The organism is Mesorhizobium sp. M1428, assembly GCF_040317515.1.
Classification (GTDB): domain Bacteria; phylum Pseudomonadota; class Alphaproteobacteria; order Rhizobiales; family Rhizobiaceae; genus Mesorhizobium.
In genome coordinates, this window is record NZ_JAMYKT010000010.1 from 181,164 (window position 1) to 196,600 (window position 15,437).

A 15,437-nucleotide genomic window follows, 5' to 3' on the forward strand; every position below is an offset into this window, starting at 1 on the left:
GCGCAGAACGAAAGAACCATGAACAGCCTCGACCTTCCCCGACGCCCCGAAAACACCCGCGTCGTCGTCGCCATGTCGGGCGGTGTCGATTCGTCGGTCGTTGCCGGTCTCCTGAAGCGCGAGGGCTACGACGTCGTCGGCGTTACGCTGCAGCTTTATGACCACGGCGCGGCAACGCATCGGGCCGGCTCATGCTGCGCCGGCCAGGACATCGACGATGCCCGTCGCGTCTCCGAGACGCTCGGCATCCCGCACTATGTCCTCGATTACGAGGAGCGCTTCCGCAAGGCGGTGATCGACCCGTTCGCCGAGAGCTATGTCGCCGGCGAAACGCCGATCCCTTGCGTTTCCTGCAATCAGACGGTGAAGTTCGCCGACCTGCTTGCGACCGCCAAGGAACTCGGCGCCGACGCGCTGGCCACCGGCCACTACATCCGTTCCGGCGCCAATGGCGCCCACCGCGCGCTTTACCGGCCGGTCGACGCCGACCGCGACCAGAGCTACTTCCTGTTCGCCACCACCCAGGCGCAGATCGACTATCTGCGCTTTCCGCTCGGCGGCCTGTCGAAGCCTGAGGTTCGCGCCATCGCCGAGGAGATGGGACTGACAGTCGCCGCCAAGCAGGACAGCCAGGATATCTGCTTCGTGCCGCAGGGCAAATATTCCGACATCATCGCCAAGCTGAAGCCGGCTGCCGCCAATCCGGGCGACATCGTCCATATAGACGGGCGCGTGCTTGGCCGCCACGAGGGCATTTTGCGCTACACCGTCGGTCAGCGCCGCGGCATCGGCATCGCCTCGGGCGAGCCGCTCTACGTCGTTCATCTCGACGCCGACCGGGCCCGTGTCGTGGTCGGCCCGCGCGAGGCGCTGGAGACCCACAAGATCTTCTTGCGCAACATGAACTGGCTGGGCGATGGCCCGCTGACAGCTATCCCGCCGGCCGGGCTTGAGCTTTTCGCCAAGGTGCGCTCGACGCGGCCGCCGCGCCCAGCCGTGCTGCATCACCGCGCCGGCGTCACTTCGGTGGAGCTGGTCGACGGCGAATCCGGCATCGCGCCCGGTCAGGCTTGCGTGCTCTATTCCGACGATGGCAACGAGGCGCGTGTGTTCGGCGGCGGCTTCATCGAGCGCTCCGAGCGCGGCGCCGAAGCCGAGGCGATGCTGACGCGGCTGGCCGTCCAGCCGGCGCGGGTTCCCGCCGAATAGGCGGCGTTTCGCTTAGGACCTTGTATGGGCGACGGTGCCGGCGGTCAGGATGCGCAGCACGCGGATGGCTTCCTCGCCGCTGGTGCGCGGTTCGGCCCGTGTCTCGATGCAGTGGATGAAATGCTCCAGCTCGCGCGTCAGCGGCATGCCCTCGCCGACCGCGACATAGGACGGCTCGTTGGCGGTGAACGCCCATTGGCCGCTGTCCTGCCAGACCGCGTGGCGGTAGACGGCAAGCTTGCGCTCCCACGGCTCGACGTCGTCAAACACCGCCATCGCCTTGGTGCCGACAACGGTCAGCCGCCGTTCGCGGTAAGGGTTGAGCCGCGAGGCAAACAGATGGCCGCGCAAGCCGTTGGGAAAGCGCATGTGCAGATGCGCAAAATCGCTCAGATTGTCGAGAAGAGCAGCGCCTTCGCCGCGCACCTCGACCGGCTCCGTGCCGGTGATGGCCAGGATCATCGACAGATCATGCGGCGCCAGATCCCACAACGCGTCGTTTTCGGTGTGGAACTTGCCGAGGCCGAGCCGATGCGAGTGGATGTAGCGGACCTCGCCTAGCTCGCCATTGTCGATCAGCGCCTTCAGCGTCTCGAAGGCGGGATGAAAGCGCAGCACGTGGCCGACCATGAAGACACGACCATTGTCGGCGGCCGTCTGCACCGAGCGCTCGGCATCGGCCACCGTCAGCGCGATCGGCTTCTCCACCAGCACGTCCTTGCCGCCGAGCACGGCGCGCACCGCCATGTCGGCATGGAACTGCGGCGGCAGCGCCATGACAATGGCATCGACATCGTCGCGGGCAAACAGCGCCTCTGGCTCGATTGCCAGGCAATCCTGCTCGCTGGCAAAACCCTCCGCACGCGCCGGATTGACGTCCGAAACCGCATGCAGCGCGCCGAGCGCCTTGAGGGTGCGGATGTGGTTGCTGCCCCAGTATCCGCAACCGAGGACTGCAATGCGCGGTTTCATCAATTCATGACCATGGCTTTCGTGGCCGAGACATAGCGACGTGCCTCGCTGAACTCAACCCCGGCCTGTGCGCCCAAATGTCTGCCCGGCAAAGCTTTGGGCGCCAGCAATATGCCGGCGCGGCAGCCACTTCGATGCTTGACAGGCTTGGCCTCGCAACCTTATATCCGCGCGACCTTGGCGAACGCGCCGATATGCCTGCCGATTTAAGCTGGATTTCGGGCCTTCGCCGCCCTGGCGGGGTAGCTCAGTTGGTTAGAGCACGGGAATCATAATCCTGGGGTCGGGGGTTCAAGTCCCTCTCCCGCTACCACCCTAAACCCACTATCGTACGTAATAGTGGGATCTTGCCTGTGGCGCTCCTCGGCCACCGCGCGTTCCCCAGCATAGCGCGCTTGGGGAAATGTGTTGCCGCCGATGAGGGCGGCAAGCTTGCCTTTGACCTCGACCTCGATACCCTGTCGCGCCCCTTTGGGATGAACCGTCACGCTGTGAACGAGCGCTCGGAAGCTCTTCACCAGCGCGCCTTGATCGTCATTCGCATCGGCGTGATGAGCTAAGACCGAAGCGAGCTCATCGACCGTTTCGACATACCTCTCTATCGCCGCTGGATGTACGGCTAGGGTTGATGGCGCCTCTTCAAGATTGGCGAGTTCTGCCTCGGCCTCGATGCGTCGACCTTTCAGTTCGGCAATGCGTTCTCGGGCGTCGTCATCCCCAATGACTCCCTTGACTACTAAGTCAATGTTGCGTTGTCGCTCGGCTTCAATCCGTGCGATCTTTGTCTCAAGGGTGATCCGAGCATTGGTCGCACCGGCCGCCAGCCGTTGACGCTCTTGATTATAATTCCGCACGTAGATCTCAATGAGACGCGGATCCTTCAGCTCATCACGCATTCCATCCAACACAGCATTCTCAACGTTCCGCAGATAGACAATGCGACGATTGGAGCAGCTGCCGCTCTCACGAACTGTCGAGCAGCGGATTCGTGTTTTGCCAGTCTTGTCGCGGTCGTGCACCGACATGCCCGAACCGCAGCCGCCACATCGCAACAGGCCCGAGAGGAGGTGCGGCGGCCGGCGCTTCACACTCGATTTCAGGCGAGATTTTTCTGTCTTCAAGGCCTGCGCGCATCGCCATGTCTCTTCATCAACGATACGCAGCTGCGGGACGTCAATTGTCTGCCACTGGTCGCGGCTATTCGGGCGGGACAGACGCCTGCCGGTATCTGGATCCTTAACCATCCGAACCTTGTTCCAGACGATGCGTCCAAAATAAAGCTCGTTCAAAATCATCCCCGCGCCGCGTTGTGCATTGCCGTTGATGGTCGAGGCGTTCCAGCGACTGCCGCGAGGCGGACAAACGCCTTCGCGATTGAGATCTTGTGCTATTTCGCGTGGTGGCCGGCCGGAGGTATAGGCCGCGAAAATTCGGCGAACAACCTTAGCCTCCTCTTCAACGATCTCCAGTTCACCGGGTCTCCCCGGAACTGCCCTATAGCCGTATGCGCGACCGCCGGCATGGCGACCGTCCCGAACCACTCCGGCCATTCCTCGGCGCACCTTTTTTGCACCGTCCTCGCGCTGCATCTGGCCCACCAGACCTCGAATTCCGATCAAGATTGCGTCAGCCGTACCGTCGTGAACAGCTTGGATCTCGATCCCTTGGAATGACAGTCGTTTGTGAAGCCCAGCGAGATCCTCCATATCGCGCGAAAGGCGATCGAGTGCCTCAACAATGACGACATCAAACTTTCGTTCGCGCGCCGCATCCATCATTCTCATCAGGCCATCGCGGCCAAACATCGAAGCGCCAGAGCGAGCTTTGTCCTCGTAGGCCGCAACCACATCAAGCCGATGCCGCGCAGCATACGCGCGGCAAAGGACTATCTGGTCATCGGTGGATTTCTCGTTCTGCAGCTCGGTCGAGAACCGAGCATAGATGGCTGCGCGTGTCATTCATGAACCTCGCCGTTGCGGCCAATTGCTTCGGCACCCCATTTAGATGTCGAAGCAGATAGCCTCACGGCGAGATGATCGCGCCTAGCATCCGCAATCGCAAGAGCTTCTACGAACCGAATTAGCATAGGATCGAGCGCATGTTGCACCGCCTGACGCGTGCAGGCATTTGGCCCAGCGGCATTCCGCTTGTTCACCGATTGCTTCATCGGAGTGAAGGATGTGGGACCGTGCAGCGTTAAGGAAGCGGGCCAAGCGCATGTTCGTACAGATCGGATACGACGACGTGCGAAAGGGACAGGCGCCAGCGGGATCTTCTCGTGAGTTTGTTGAAACGTCTTTGCGACCTGAATGGGCCAACCCGCTAGTTGTCAATCCGAAGCCCTAGGTCCAAAAATCACTGACTGCATCACCGAACCCGAGATTCGCTGATCGTGCCGATTTGACGATGCTAAGCCGTATCGCTTAGACAATTATGGTAGGCCCGGAGGATGTTTGGAAAACGAGAAAAACAAGCGGTTATCGATCGGTGGGATCGCGCGGCATTTAAATCTGTTCCGATGTTTTCCAATGTTTTTGTCCCACCAAACGCGCCTCGCTCAAAGGCGTCGTAGCGGAACCAAACCAACTCTGCGTTGCGAGCAGACGTGCAGCTGACTTCAGATCAGCAGTATCCAAGCCCTCAACGAAGCGCTCGAACCGCGGCTGGAGATGCGCTCGGGCGGTTTCGTGTTCTCTGCGATCGATCAGAAGGGTAGCCAGGTCGATCGCGGCGCGCAGCTCCCACCCGCACGCGCCCTGACCTTGGCTCATTTCGAGTGACCGCCTGAAGTAGGTTTCAGGCTTGTTGGTGCCAGACCGCAGTGACGCCAAAACAAGGCTGCCCTTCACGCGCAGCAATTCCGGCATATAGCAGAGGTCCCCGTTTGCCTCGACCGACAGGATCGTGTCGTCGAGCAGCGCAAGGGCCTCTGTGAGCCGGCCCGTGGCGGCAAGACCTTGAACGAGCGCGATATTGAGCGGGGTGGTGAGCAGTTCGTAAGGTGCGGCGTGGAGCTCCGCGAGACTGCGTTGCAGGCTCTCGATTCCCTTCTCCGCATCGCCCCGACGAATGGCCAGTTCTCCCTTGAAGCCTCGTCCTAGCGCCAGATACGGTCCGAGCGAGTGGGGTTCCGCACGCAAGAAGAGACGGTCTATATGCTCGTCCGCGCGGTCGAGATCGCCGACCCAAATGAACACCGAAACGGCCCAAACAAGAGCGATCGAAAGCGTCAGCGGATGGTTCAGGATCTCGGCGTCCTTGATCGTCAGCAGCGCGCGTTCCACCGCCCGATCCGGATGGCCTTGCAGCCAAAGCGTTCTTGCCAGGATCGCGCCGGCGAGGATTCTTCCGTCGAAACCGAGATAGTTGGTCGTGGTCCGGCCGGAATTCGGCCCGTATCGCAATGCTGCCGCAAGCGAGGTCTGTGCGCGGCCTAGTTCTCCTTTGAGGTGAAGCGATATTCCCATCAACGAATGCGCCAATGTCGTGGAGACGGAGTCCTCCAGCGCGTCGGCAACGGCGAAACAGCGTTCCGCGTAGGTGAGAGCCGTCCTGAAATCTCCCGTACGCAAATGGAACATCTGCAACGGCCCGAGAACCTGAATCTGATCGAGCGCATCGCCGCGCTCCTCGGCAATGGAGAAGCTTCTGTTCAGCGCCACATGCGCTGCGTCCCTTCCCCCGCGCGTGAACATCAGGGAGACACCGAGGGCCGCCTGAAGGAGCATCTCGTCCCGTCCTCCGCGTGTGGTGTCGTCGAGCGCAAGAACCGCTTGAGCCGTCCACCGATGGCATTCGGTGAGCAAGGACATCGACAGGAAGACTGGAGCGGCGGCGGCGGCAAGGCGAATGCCAAGCCGAGCATCCCCGTTGCGTCCGAAGCACCATTCCAGAGCCGCACGCACATTGGCTAGGCCGGCAAGGTGAAGTGACCGTTGCGCTGCGCTTGACAAGGTTGGCCACTCAGCCCCCGTCTCCTCCAGCCATCGCAGACAATAGGTCGCGTGCCGGGAGGCCAAATCCGTGAGTTCGGCATCCTGGGAATCGAATTGGAGGACATGGGCCCGCGTCGTATCGAGCAGCCGGTAGCGCATTGTAGCCCCGGCCGGCCTTGCTGCGACCATCGACTTCGCCACGAGACTGTCGATGGCGCCAAATACGAGCGCCTCGTCGACGGTGGGGCTCGTTACTATTGCCAACGCCGCCTCAATCGAAAAATGCCCAACGAACACGGCAAGCCGGCGAAGCACCAGGCGCTCGAACTCCGACAGCAGCCCGAAGCTCCAGTCCAAAGTAGCCTGAAGGTTTTCTGACGCGGCGGTGCAGTACGTTGACCCGGCCACATGAGGGCCAGGCGCTCGTCGAGAAGCATCGCAGTCTTCTGCAGGCCATAGCTCGCAACCCGTCCTGCTGCCAGTTCGATGGCAAGCGGTACGCCATCAAGCTTCCGGCAGATGTGCGCCACGACCCCCGCTTCCGAATCGTCGAGGTCAAGACGAGCACCGCTCGCTGCTGCGCGCTCCAAGAACAGCTCGGTCGCAGGGAACGCCTGCGCGACTGCCGCGGTGGGTTCCAGATCGTCCGGCGGGTAAGCAAGCGGCGCGAGCTTATAGACGTGCTCGCCTTCGACCTGGAGAGCCTCCCGGCTCGTCGCCAGGATGTGGGCCTTCTCCGCGGAAGCGAATATGCGGGCGGCCAGGTCTGCCGCCGCGTCTATGACATGCTCGCAGGTGTCCAGGATCAGGAGGATTCTCTTGTCAGCCAGGTATGTGATGAGAGCGGACGTGGCGTCGTCGGACTGAAGTGACAGCCCCAGCATCGAGGCTACAGTCGGCGCAACCAGCTTGGGATCATTCAGCGCCCCAAGATCGACAAAATGCACGGCGCCAGCGAACGCATCGACCACGTGATGCCCGGCCGCCACCGCAACGGTGGTCTTGCCGACCCCACCCGTGCCGACGATCGTGACGAAGCGCGCGGCAGCCAAAGCCGCGGAGAGCGCTGCCGTGTCGTCGGTTCGCCCAACCATGCGGGCCAGTCGGCTCGGGAGGTTGGCCTGCGGGTAGCTGGCGGCGGCCTCGCTTCGCGCGTCGTCGCGACCACCCGATCGCGAGACCGGCGCCACGAAGCAATAGCCCCGGCCCTTCAAGGTAGCGATGTAGCGCGCGCCGTCCTTGCCGTCGCCCAACGCCTTTCTGAGATTAGCCATGTGAAACCGCAGACTGCCCTCCTCGACGGTGACGTCGGGCCAGACGTGCGCCAACAAATCCTTCTTACTGATCACCTCGTTGGCGCGGGCAGCCAACGTCGCCAGGATATCGAAAGCGCGCCCGCCCAGATCGACGGTGGTGCCTTGCCGTAAGAGCAGCCGTTCGCGGACGGCAAGCGTAAAGGGACCAAACGATATCGCGTCGCTTGCAGGCCCTATCATGACACTCCCTTCGCGGCCTTCGGAATTTCGAAACATGCTTGACCGACCACATTGTAGATCTCTGAACAAGCTCTGCTCGTGCAAGCGAACACCACCTGTGAAGGACAAAGCGGGCGCTCCGTTGCAGGACCTGCCTTCGCCGACGAGCGCTAACGTTGCATCATAATGCATAACGGGCGCCTCGGAGGAACTCCTCCTAAGTGTCGAAGGCCACAAAGACCCTCTCTGCCGACAGACCTTAGGAGAACGATCATGCCTGCATCATCGCCACCGCTCACGCGGCGAAGCCTGCTTGCCGCATCAGCGGCCGCGGGCGCCTTGAGCCTGCTTCCCGCGAAGGCGCGCGCGACGGTCGACATTGAAGCCATTCGGCCTTTCCGCGTCGGCATTCCGGAGGAGGCACTCGTCGATCTCCGTCAACGTCTTGCAAAGACGCGCTGGCCCATGCGGGAAACCGTCACGGATCGGTCCCAGGGGGTGCAACTCGCAAAGCTCCAGGATCTCCTTCGCTACTGGATGACTGATTACGACTGGCGGAAGGTCGAGGCGCGCCTGAACGCTCTGCCTATGTTCGTAACCGAAATCGACGGCCTCGCTATCCACTTCATCCACGTCCGTTCGCCTCATGCAAATGCTATGCCGATGATCATGACGCATGGCTGGCCCGGCTCGATCCTGGAATTCATGAAGGTTATCGGTCCGCTGACCGATCCCACAGCTCATGGCAGTGCTGCGGAAGACGCCTTCCATCTCGTCGTGCCATCAATCCCCGGCTTCGGCTTTTCCGGGAAGCCGACTGGGACCGGCTGGGGCTCAGACCATATCGGCCGCGCGTGGGGCGTGCTGATGGGGCGGCTGGGATATGACCGCTACGTCTCGCAAGGCGGCGACTGCGGTTCGGTCATCTCCCATCGCATGGCGCTGCAGAAGGTGCCCGGGCTTATTGGCATACACGTCAACATGCCAGGCACCGTTCCGAAAGAGATCGCGGCGATCCTCACTGCCGGCGGACCAGCGCCAAGTGATCTGACCGAGAAGGAAAGCGCGGCATTCGATGCGCTCGACACCTTCTACAAGGACAGTTCCGGCTATGCCGCCATGATGGTCACACGGCCGCAGACCATCGGCTACTCCCTAGTGGATTCGCCGGTCGGCCTGGCCGCATGGATCTACGAGAAGCTCGCGCAGTGGACCTACAGCGGCGGGGAGCCCGAGCGGGTTCTGAGCAAGGACGAGATGCTCGATGACATCTCGCTCTACTGGTTCACTGAATCCGGAGCGTCGGCGGCGCAGATCTACTGGGAAGACCACTCCAACAATTTCAATGCCGTGGACATTGCCGATCTCCCCGTCGCCGTGACGGTGTTTCCAGGCGAAATCTACTGCGCGCCGCGAAACTGGGCCGAGCGCTGCTACCACAACCTTATCTACTTCCACGAAGCCGACAATGGAGGCCACTTTGCGGCATGGGAGCAGCCCCGGCTCTTCACGGAGGAAGTCCGCGCGGCCTTCAGATCACTGCGCTGATCGAACATCCGATTTCATAACGGGAATGCATGCCATGACCACTCAAGCGAAACGACTCTACACGGGGAAAGTGCGTACTACAGGAGGCCGGGACGGTGCCTCACGCAGCTCCGACGGCCGCTTGGACATCAGGCTCTCGACGCCTGGCGGTGCGGGCAGCGGCACCAATCCCGAGCAGCTTTTTGCTGCAGGTTGGTCGGCATGCTTCGAAGGCGCGATGGCGATCGCCGCGCGCAAGACGAACATCGTGTTGCCTGCGGATCTTGCGATCGATGCGGAGGTCGATCTCAACAGCAACGACGGCGCCTTCTTTCTCAGCGCCCGGCTCAATGTGAGCCTGCCAGGGATGGATCCCAATGACGCCAGAGCGGTCGTCGATGCAGCGCATCAGACATGTCCCTATTCAAAGGCCACGCGTGGCAACATCGAAGTCGAAATCAACCTGATCTAGTCCCTCGGTCGTGGCAATCGCGCTGCCGCGACTGCCCCGCAAGCAAAGGCAATACTCCCATGAACGCAATCAAGATTCCGGAAGTCATAGACCATCACCGCCGGCGCCTGTTCGGCATCGCTGCGGCTACCGTCGCCCTAGCTCAGCTAGGGGCGGTCCGAAGCTCGAATGCTCAGGACGGAGAGCAGACCGCTGTAGTCAGGGCAACGGGATCGCGCACCGCGTTAGCGCCGCTAAAGCAGATCGATGCTGGTCTGCTGAACGTCGGATATGCCGAGGATGGCCCAGCGGATGGGCCTCCCGTCATACTGCTGCATGGCTGGCCATACGACATCTACAGTTATGTCGATGTCGCGCCACTGCTTGCGGGAGCCGGCTATCGGGTAATCATCCCTTATCTGCGCGGCCACGGCACGACGCGGTTCCTGTCAGATGCCACGCTTCGCAACGGGCAGCAGGCCGCGCTGGCGGTCGATATCATCGACCTGATGGATGCCCTGGGCGTCGAAAAGGCGATCGTCGCCGGCTACGACTGGGGCGCACGGACGGCAAATATCCTTGCCGCGCTCTGGCCCGAGCGCTGCACGGCCATGGTGTCGGTCAGCGGCTATCTGATCGGCAGCCAGGCGGCCAACAAGGCGCCGTTGCCGCCGCAGGCCGAACTGCAATGGTGGTATCAATTCTACTTCTCGACAGACCGCGGCCGCGCCGGCTATGCGAAATACACGGATGACTTCGCCAGGCTGATCTGGAAACTCGCCTCGCCGCACTGGAACTTCGATGACGCGACCTTCGCCAGAAGCGCCGCCGCGTTCCGGAATCCCGACCACGTCGATATCGTTGTCCACAACTACCGTTGGCGGCTCGGCCTTGCAGAAGGCGAGCGCCGCTATGACGAGCTAGAGGAAAAGCTCGCCAAGGGCCCGGTGATCGATGTGCCAACGATCACGCTGGAGGGCGACGCGAACGGCGCCCCACATCCCGTTCCCACGGCCTATGCGAAAAAATTCTCCGGCAAATACGAGCATCGGCTGATCACTGGCGGCATCGGGCACGACCTGCCGCAGGAAGCGCCCGAGGCGTTCGCAAAGGCCGTCATCGACGTTGACAAGTTCTGAGTGCGGACGGAGCGAGCGCATGAGACGCAATCTTGTAATTGCAGCCGTCATCACCGTGTCGATCGCTCTCGCTATCGGCTGCGTGGAGATCGACATCGTTCGAGCTCAGAACAACACGGAAGTCTCGCCGATCTATGGCGTGACGATCCCGGACGATTACCGCGGATGGGAGCTCATCGCGCCAGCCCTGGAAGGCGATCCGCTGAACGAGCTTCGCGCTGTCGTGGGAAATACAGTCGCAATGGATGCCTATCGAAATAGCACGCTGCCGTTCCCGGACGGTACCGTCCTGGTCAAGCTCGCTTGGAAGCGCATGCAGTCGGCCGAGTTCGAACCCGCTTCGGTCCCTGGCGCGGCCACAACGGTGCAGGTCATGGTCAAGGATTCGAAGAAATACGCGTCGAGCGGCGGCTGGGGTTTTGGCCGGTTCATTAATGGCAAGCCAGTCGACGAAGCGCAGCACGAAACATGCTTCGCCTGCCACGAGGCGCGTGCCCAGGGACACGACTACGTCTTTACCCGCTACGCGCCGTAACTCGGTTCCCACGCAGAGAAACGCAGGGCGAACACGAGGGCGAGTTTGCGGCATCCCCGCCCCTCACCTGCGCTCGACGCGGTGAAGACCGCACCCCCCAACGAAAGGATGTTCCAATGAAAATCTTGCTCGCAGGCCTCGCAATTATCGCGGCCACGTTCGGTAACGCCCAAGCGCAGCCCGACAAACCCACCATCGTCCTGGTTCACGGCGCCTTCGCCGACTCTTCGAGTTGGAACGGTGTCGTTGAGATTCTTGAAAAGGACGGCTTTTCCGTCGTGGCGGCACCCAATCCGCTGCGAGGCGTCAGAAGCGACGGAGACTATGTCGCCGGCGTGCTTTCCTCGATAAAAAGCCCGGTCGTTCTCGTCGGCCATTCCTATGGCGGGTCGGTGATCAGCGACGCTGCCGATGGTCATGCCAATGTGAAGGCGCTGGTCTATGTCGCCGCATTTGCGCCGGAGGCGGGTGAAACCGCTGCGCAACTTGCAGGAAAGTTTCCAGGCAGCACGCTGGGTCCGACACTCGCTCCTCCTGTCGCGCTGTCAGGCGGTGAAAAGGATCTCTAATTCAGCAGGACAAGTTCCACGATCAGTTTGCCGCCGACGCTCCCGAAGCGCAAGCCAGACTGATGGCCGCAACGCAACGGCCGATCGCGGAAGGCGCCCTCAACGAAGCCCAGGCCAAGGCTGCCTGGAAGAACATCCCAAGCTGGTTCATCTACGGCGACGCGGACAAGAACATCCCGCCGCGAGCATCTGCCTACATGGCTGAACGGGCTCACGCCCGCGAAACGATCGCGATTAAGGGTGCTTCGCATGTTGTGATGGTGTCGAATCCTAGGCCCGTAGCGCGGCTGATCGAGAATGCCGCCAAGGAGATATCGCGATGAAAGCCCTGTTGATCGCAGCAGGACTTCATGGGTGTGGTGAAGCGCGCGGGAGTGTTCGGACCCAGCGGGCCGCTGATGGCGGCTTCGTCGGTCTCGCTGGCTTGCCTGCCTCACGCTCGACGCCGAGCAGGTTCAACTGCTCACTACGGAACCTCGCACCGCAAATGGCGTTTCAATTGCTGTGCAATCAAGGAGGCGAAGGCCATGGACTGGGACCGCGTTGAAGGAAACTGGAAACAGGTGAAGGGTAAGGTCAAGGAACAGTGGGGCAAGCTCACTGACGACGATCTCGATCGCATCGCCGGCAAACGCGATCAGCTCGAAGGCAAGATCCAGGAGCGCTATGGCATCGAGAAGGACCGAGTCCGGAGAGACGTCGACGACTGGTACTCAATGCAAGGTTGGTAGTTTGGTCAATCAGGGGCGCTTCGGCGCCCCTGATTTTGGCGAAACCATCTCGCTATGATTTCTAATCTCGGTCTTCACCACGCCCTTGCCGTAGGGCTGGGAGCACGACCCCAGGCTCTGGTCTGTGCAAGCAGGCCACGCGAACCAGCCCGTCTGCGGTCAGAATATCAAGTCGGCTTCGCCGCTCGCGAAAGGTTGTGGCAAGGGCTTGGGCTGAGACCTGATCGATCAGGTCAACGGGCCAGACCTCTACCCCTTCAATTCCCCTCAAAGCGGCTCGGGCAGGGATTGGGTCAATCGCGGGCACGCAGACGCTGGCGCCGCAGGCCGCAAGCACTCTAACAGTCTCCAAACCCAGCCCGGAAGAACCACCTGTCACCAATGCAACGTGCCCGGTTAGGTCGATGCCACGTGCCACTTCCAACGCCGTCACGGCAGGCCCAAAAGGAGTATGGAGCGGAGTCTGCCGTTCGCGCATTTTGTCCCCTAGCTTAGCCCCATACGAATGCTCGGCACACAAACGCAAATAGCAGTTTTCCTGGATGCTGTCGCCAAGCACGCCTTGGCCAAAGGGAAGGTGGAACAATTCCCTCTGGAAGGTGACGGCTATAATAGGTCTTAGACACCCTCGGGCCCGGTAGCAGACCCGTCCCTGGCGTCATCCGACTCTCACTTCTAGGGCGTGAACGGTGAGGACCCGAGAGAACCAGCCAACGAGATACGTCCGCTTTCAGCAAGTGCTCAAATCTGCTTGAGTGTTCGAGATGCGGCGCAAAGCCGCCTTTCGGTAGAAGATGAATGCGGTCAGCGAGTGGCTGGATCAGCTTCTTGAATCAATTTGGGCGGACCGCTTCGTAACCCATTGACAAATAATGGTTATGTTAGTCTCTGAGGGTCACCGTTTTCTGCAGGAAATCAATACGTTAGCGGATGGTTCGCCAACCCATATCTCTCGTATTCTCTCGTATGGTCTGGCGAACCAAAGGACCAAGAAGGTCAGTCAATACATTTTGACCATAGCGGTATGAGCGCAGCCGCATCTGGCCGGATGCTAATTATCCGCAAACATGAACGAAACCATTGGAAGCCGCCATTCCCCCAGAGCCGCCCCCCGAGGACCTTGCCCATCGAGAAAGGAATGGCGGCCATTGACGTGAGGGTTCTCGCCCCGGAAGCCCCAATCCCTCTCGCTACCGATGTTTTGTGGCCACTGATTGGCCGATTGCGGGCGCGCGCCGCGTCAAGCACCCGTGCGGATCGTGTCGCTCACCGTCCCGGCGCGGCGAGCGTCGCGCTTTCAGGCGCGGAGGCCTGGCGCTGGTCATCGCCATCATCCAGCCTCATCCATGATCTTCGATCCGGGTTGATGAAGGCTGCTCAGGGCTTATTAATGAAGGCCTGGACGAGTTGAACGGTGGCAGTAGGGTTTTCCTGCATGACCCAGTGACCGGAGTTCGGGATCAGCCCGGCGGTTACATCGGAAGCAGCGGCGCGCATGATGTCCGCCATTTGCATGCCGAGACCTTTTTCTGCGCCCAATGCCAGCACGGGCATCGCCAGCTTTCCGTGAGCGACCGCCCATGCCCGGTTATCTTTCGCATCCTGATCGAAGGCACGATATTGCTCGAACACAGAGTGCATTGCACCTGGGAGCGCATAAAGCGCGGCATAATGGCGTCGCGACTGTTCCGTGAAGTGCTCTGGGTCTGCCGAAAATTCGTTCCAGAAGCGATCGAGATAGATGCGCTCCCGCCCCTTCACGAGCCGCTCCATGTCGGGGCCACCAAAACGGAAATGCCAGGTCGCCGGACTCTTTGCGATCTCATCCCATGGGCCAACCCCGGGGATCGGCGCATCAATCACTACAAGCTTGGCTACCCGGTCTGGATATTTCTCCGCAAAGGCAAAAGCAACCATGTTGCCAACATCATGCGCAACGACGTCGGATTGCACGATCTTTAGTGTTTCCATCAACTCCGCGATGTCGGTCGCCTGGCTCATCTTAGAGAAGCCGCCTGCCGGCTTCGACGATCGACCCATGCCCCGAAGATCAGGCACGATGACGGTATGATTTCGGACGAGGCTTGCAGCCAGCGGAGCCCACATATCACCGCTTTCGCCAAAGCCGTGGATCAGGATAGTCGCAGGTCCGCTGCCGCCGATGCGCACGTGGATCGTCACGCCATGCGCCTCGATCTCCTCGGTGCGAAAATCGGCTGGATAGGGCAGCTCCTGTGCCTGAGCGGGTGCGGATACCGCGAGCAAAGCAGCCGCCATGAAGGCGAATGGGAACTTGTTCAAAAGGCGATCGGGCAAGCTCATCTCCTACGGCAAGCCCTTTTATACGGCGCCGGTGCCCTCGAGGCATCTATTCCAAGGCAGTACTTTACCCCCACAATGGTATGTCGCCACCTGGTGAGACGCCCTGGCGACCTGATGCATCGCGTGGCCAAGAGGTGCGGATCCCCGTCTTTTTGCCGGGACGGCTTCACGAGAAAATTACGATCGAGGTCAATTGGCGCTACCGCTGGTGAGGTGGAGGATGTTGCCATCCGGATCCTTGAACCAGATCACGCGAAGCGCGCCCCTTACGTGAACTCCGTCGATTACCCGGTCAAAGCCCTCGGGATATTCGTCGAGCGTCACCCCTTTGGCACGCAGATCCGCGGCGATTGTCTCGACTTCGTCGCCTACCGCCCAGATGACGGCATTTGCTCGATTGGTACTGGCGTAATCGCTGAGATAGACATTGAGCTTCGTTGCACCGGTTCCGTAGACGAAGCCGTTGCCGTGGTCGGCGAGAAGCGGCAAGCCCAGGATACTCTCGTAGAGAAGGCCCTTGCCCGAGCGAGGTTGGCGCACGGCACAATCGCCGACGATGCATGATCCTTGAG

General features: G+C 61.1%; 13 protein-coding genes, 1 tRNA gene and 2 pseudogenes. 9 read left to right on the forward strand and 7 right to left on the reverse strand.

Features of this window, described 5'->3' with window-relative positions:
* Positions 1–18 precede the first annotated feature (18 nt).
* Positions 19–1,209, forward strand: coding sequence for a tRNA 2-thiouridine(34) synthase MnmA (mnmA, locus tag NKG60_RS16730; RefSeq protein WP_352863440.1), 1,191 nt, complete (start codon positions 19–21; stop codon positions 1,207–1,209).
* A 12-nt stretch (positions 1,210–1,221) separates the two neighbouring features.
* On the opposite strand, the gene NKG60_RS16735 is transcribed toward mnmA, so the two are convergent.
* The gene (locus tag NKG60_RS16735; protein ID WP_352488920.1) at positions 1,222–2,181 is read right to left on the reverse strand and encodes a Gfo/Idh/MocA family protein; all 960 of its coding nucleotides are present in this window, start codon (positions 2,179–2,181) and stop codon (positions 1,222–1,224) included.
* A 236-nt stretch (positions 2,182–2,417) separates the two neighbouring features.
* Between NKG60_RS16735 and NKG60_RS16740 the strand changes: the two genes are divergently transcribed.
* Positions 2,418–2,494: transfer RNA gene (locus tag NKG60_RS16740), tRNA-Met, on the forward strand.
* A gap of 40 nt (positions 2,495–2,534) precedes the next feature.
* On the forward strand, positions 2,535–2,741 hold the full coding sequence (locus NKG60_RS16745; RefSeq protein WP_352975152.1) for a hypothetical protein: 207 nt from the start codon (positions 2,535–2,537) through the stop codon (positions 2,739–2,741).
* Between the two features lie 393 nt (positions 2,742–3,134).
* On the opposite strand, the pseudogene NKG60_RS16750 reads toward NKG60_RS16745, so the two are convergent.
* The 3 genes and pseudogenes from NKG60_RS16750 to NKG60_RS16760 form a co-directional block, all read right to left on the reverse strand.
* A pseudogene (locus NKG60_RS16750) lies at positions 3,135–4,139 on the reverse strand (recombinase family protein); the annotation flags it as partial.
* Between the two features lie 546 nt (positions 4,140–4,685).
* Entirely contained in the window at positions 4,686–6,473 is a 1,788-nt protein-coding gene (locus NKG60_RS16755) for an ATP-binding protein (RefSeq protein ID WP_352975153.1), read from the reverse strand.
* Entirely contained in the window at positions 6,371–7,612 is a 1,242-nt protein-coding gene (locus NKG60_RS16760; RefSeq protein WP_352975154.1) for an ATP-binding protein, read from the reverse strand. The genes NKG60_RS16755 and NKG60_RS16760 overlap by 103 nt, the downstream gene beginning before the upstream one ends.
* Positions 7,613–7,864: 252 nt before the next feature.
* Here NKG60_RS16760 and NKG60_RS16765 point away from each other — a divergent pair, with 252 nt between their 5' ends.
* The 6 genes and pseudogenes from NKG60_RS16765 (at position 7,865) to NKG60_RS16790 (ending at position 12,543) form a co-directional block, all read left to right on the forward strand.
* Positions 7,865–9,139 carry an epoxide hydrolase family protein gene (locus tag NKG60_RS16765; protein WP_352975155.1) on the forward strand — a complete coding sequence of 425 codons (1,275 nt, stop codon included), beginning with the start codon at positions 7,865–7,867 and terminating at the stop codon, positions 9,137–9,139.
* 34 nt (positions 9,140–9,173) lie between these two features.
* Positions 9,174–9,590 carry an organic hydroperoxide resistance protein gene (locus NKG60_RS16770; RefSeq protein WP_352975156.1) on the forward strand — a complete coding sequence of 139 codons (417 nt, stop codon included), beginning with the start codon at positions 9,174–9,176 and terminating at the stop codon, positions 9,588–9,590.
* Positions 9,591–9,649: 59 nt separating this feature from the next.
* Positions 9,650–10,708 (forward strand): alpha/beta fold hydrolase, encoded by a 1,059-nt coding sequence (locus NKG60_RS16775; protein WP_502912309.1) that lies wholly within the window; start codon positions 9,650–9,652, stop codon positions 10,706–10,708.
* A 19-nt stretch (positions 10,709–10,727) separates the two neighbouring features.
* On the forward strand, positions 10,728–11,243 hold the full coding sequence (locus NKG60_RS16780; protein ID WP_352975157.1) for a cytochrome P460 family protein: 516 nt from the start codon (positions 10,728–10,730) through the stop codon (positions 11,241–11,243).
* 116 nt (positions 11,244–11,359) lie between these two features.
* Positions 11,360–12,135, forward strand: a pseudogene (locus NKG60_RS16785) (alpha/beta fold hydrolase).
* Between the two features lie 204 nt (positions 12,136–12,339).
* Positions 12,340–12,543 (forward strand): CsbD family protein, encoded by a 204-nt coding sequence (locus NKG60_RS16790; RefSeq protein ID WP_352975194.1) that lies wholly within the window; start codon positions 12,340–12,342, stop codon positions 12,541–12,543.
* A gap of 61 nt (positions 12,544–12,604) precedes the next feature.
* Here the strand turns inward: NKG60_RS16790 and NKG60_RS16795 are convergent, their stop codons facing one another.
* From NKG60_RS16795 to NKG60_RS16805, 3 genes are all read right to left on the reverse strand, one after another.
* Complete coding sequence (locus tag NKG60_RS16795; RefSeq protein WP_352975158.1) at positions 12,605–13,021, reverse strand: SDR family NAD(P)-dependent oxidoreductase; 417 nt, start codon at positions 13,019–13,021, stop codon at positions 12,605–12,607.
* Positions 13,022–13,920: 899 nt separating this feature from the next.
* Complete coding sequence (locus NKG60_RS16800) at positions 13,921–14,865, reverse strand: alpha/beta fold hydrolase (protein WP_352975160.1); 945 nt, start codon at positions 14,863–14,865, stop codon at positions 13,921–13,923.
* Positions 14,866–15,054: 189 nt separating this feature from the next.
* Positions 15,055–15,405, reverse strand: a complete 351-nt coding sequence (locus tag NKG60_RS16805) for a VOC family protein (RefSeq protein WP_352975161.1) — start codon at positions 15,403–15,405, stop codon at positions 15,055–15,057.
* Positions 15,406–15,437 lie beyond the last annotated feature (32 nt).

What these genes read in the sequence shown, in the direction of transcription:
- mnmA (WP_352863440.1), top strand. Translation starts at nt 19, where the DNA reads ATGAACAGCCTCGACCTTCCCCGACGCCCCGAAAACACCCGCGTCGTC.
- NKG60_RS16735 (WP_352488920.1), bottom strand. Translation starts at nt 2,181, where the DNA reads ATGAAACCGCGCATTGCAGTCCTCGGTTGCGGATACTGGGGCAGCAAC.
- NKG60_RS16760 (WP_352975154.1), bottom strand. Translation starts at nt 7,612, where the DNA reads ATGATAGGGCCTGCAAGCGACGCGATATCGTTTGGTCCCTTTACGCTT.
- NKG60_RS16765 (WP_352975155.1), top strand. Translation starts at nt 7,865, where the DNA reads ATGCCTGCATCATCGCCACCGCTCACGCGGCGAAGCCTGCTTGCCGCA.
- NKG60_RS16770 (WP_352975156.1), top strand. Translation starts at nt 9,174, where the DNA reads ATGACCACTCAAGCGAAACGACTCTACACGGGGAAAGTGCGTACTACA.
- NKG60_RS16775 (WP_502912309.1), top strand. Translation starts at nt 9,650, where the DNA reads ATGAACGCAATCAAGATTCCGGAAGTCATAGACCATCACCGCCGGCGC.
- NKG60_RS16780 (WP_352975157.1), top strand. Translation starts at nt 10,728, where the DNA reads ATGAGACGCAATCTTGTAATTGCAGCCGTCATCACCGTGTCGATCGCT.
- NKG60_RS16790 (WP_352975194.1), top strand. Translation starts at nt 12,340, where the DNA reads ATGGACTGGGACCGCGTTGAAGGAAACTGGAAACAGGTGAAGGGTAAG.
- NKG60_RS16795 (WP_352975158.1), bottom strand. Translation starts at nt 13,021, where the DNA reads ATGCGCGAACGGCAGACTCCGCTCCATACTCCTTTTGGGCCTGCCGTG.
- NKG60_RS16800 (WP_352975160.1), bottom strand. Translation starts at nt 14,865, where the DNA reads ATGAGCTTGCCCGATCGCCTTTTGAACAAGTTCCCATTCGCCTTCATG.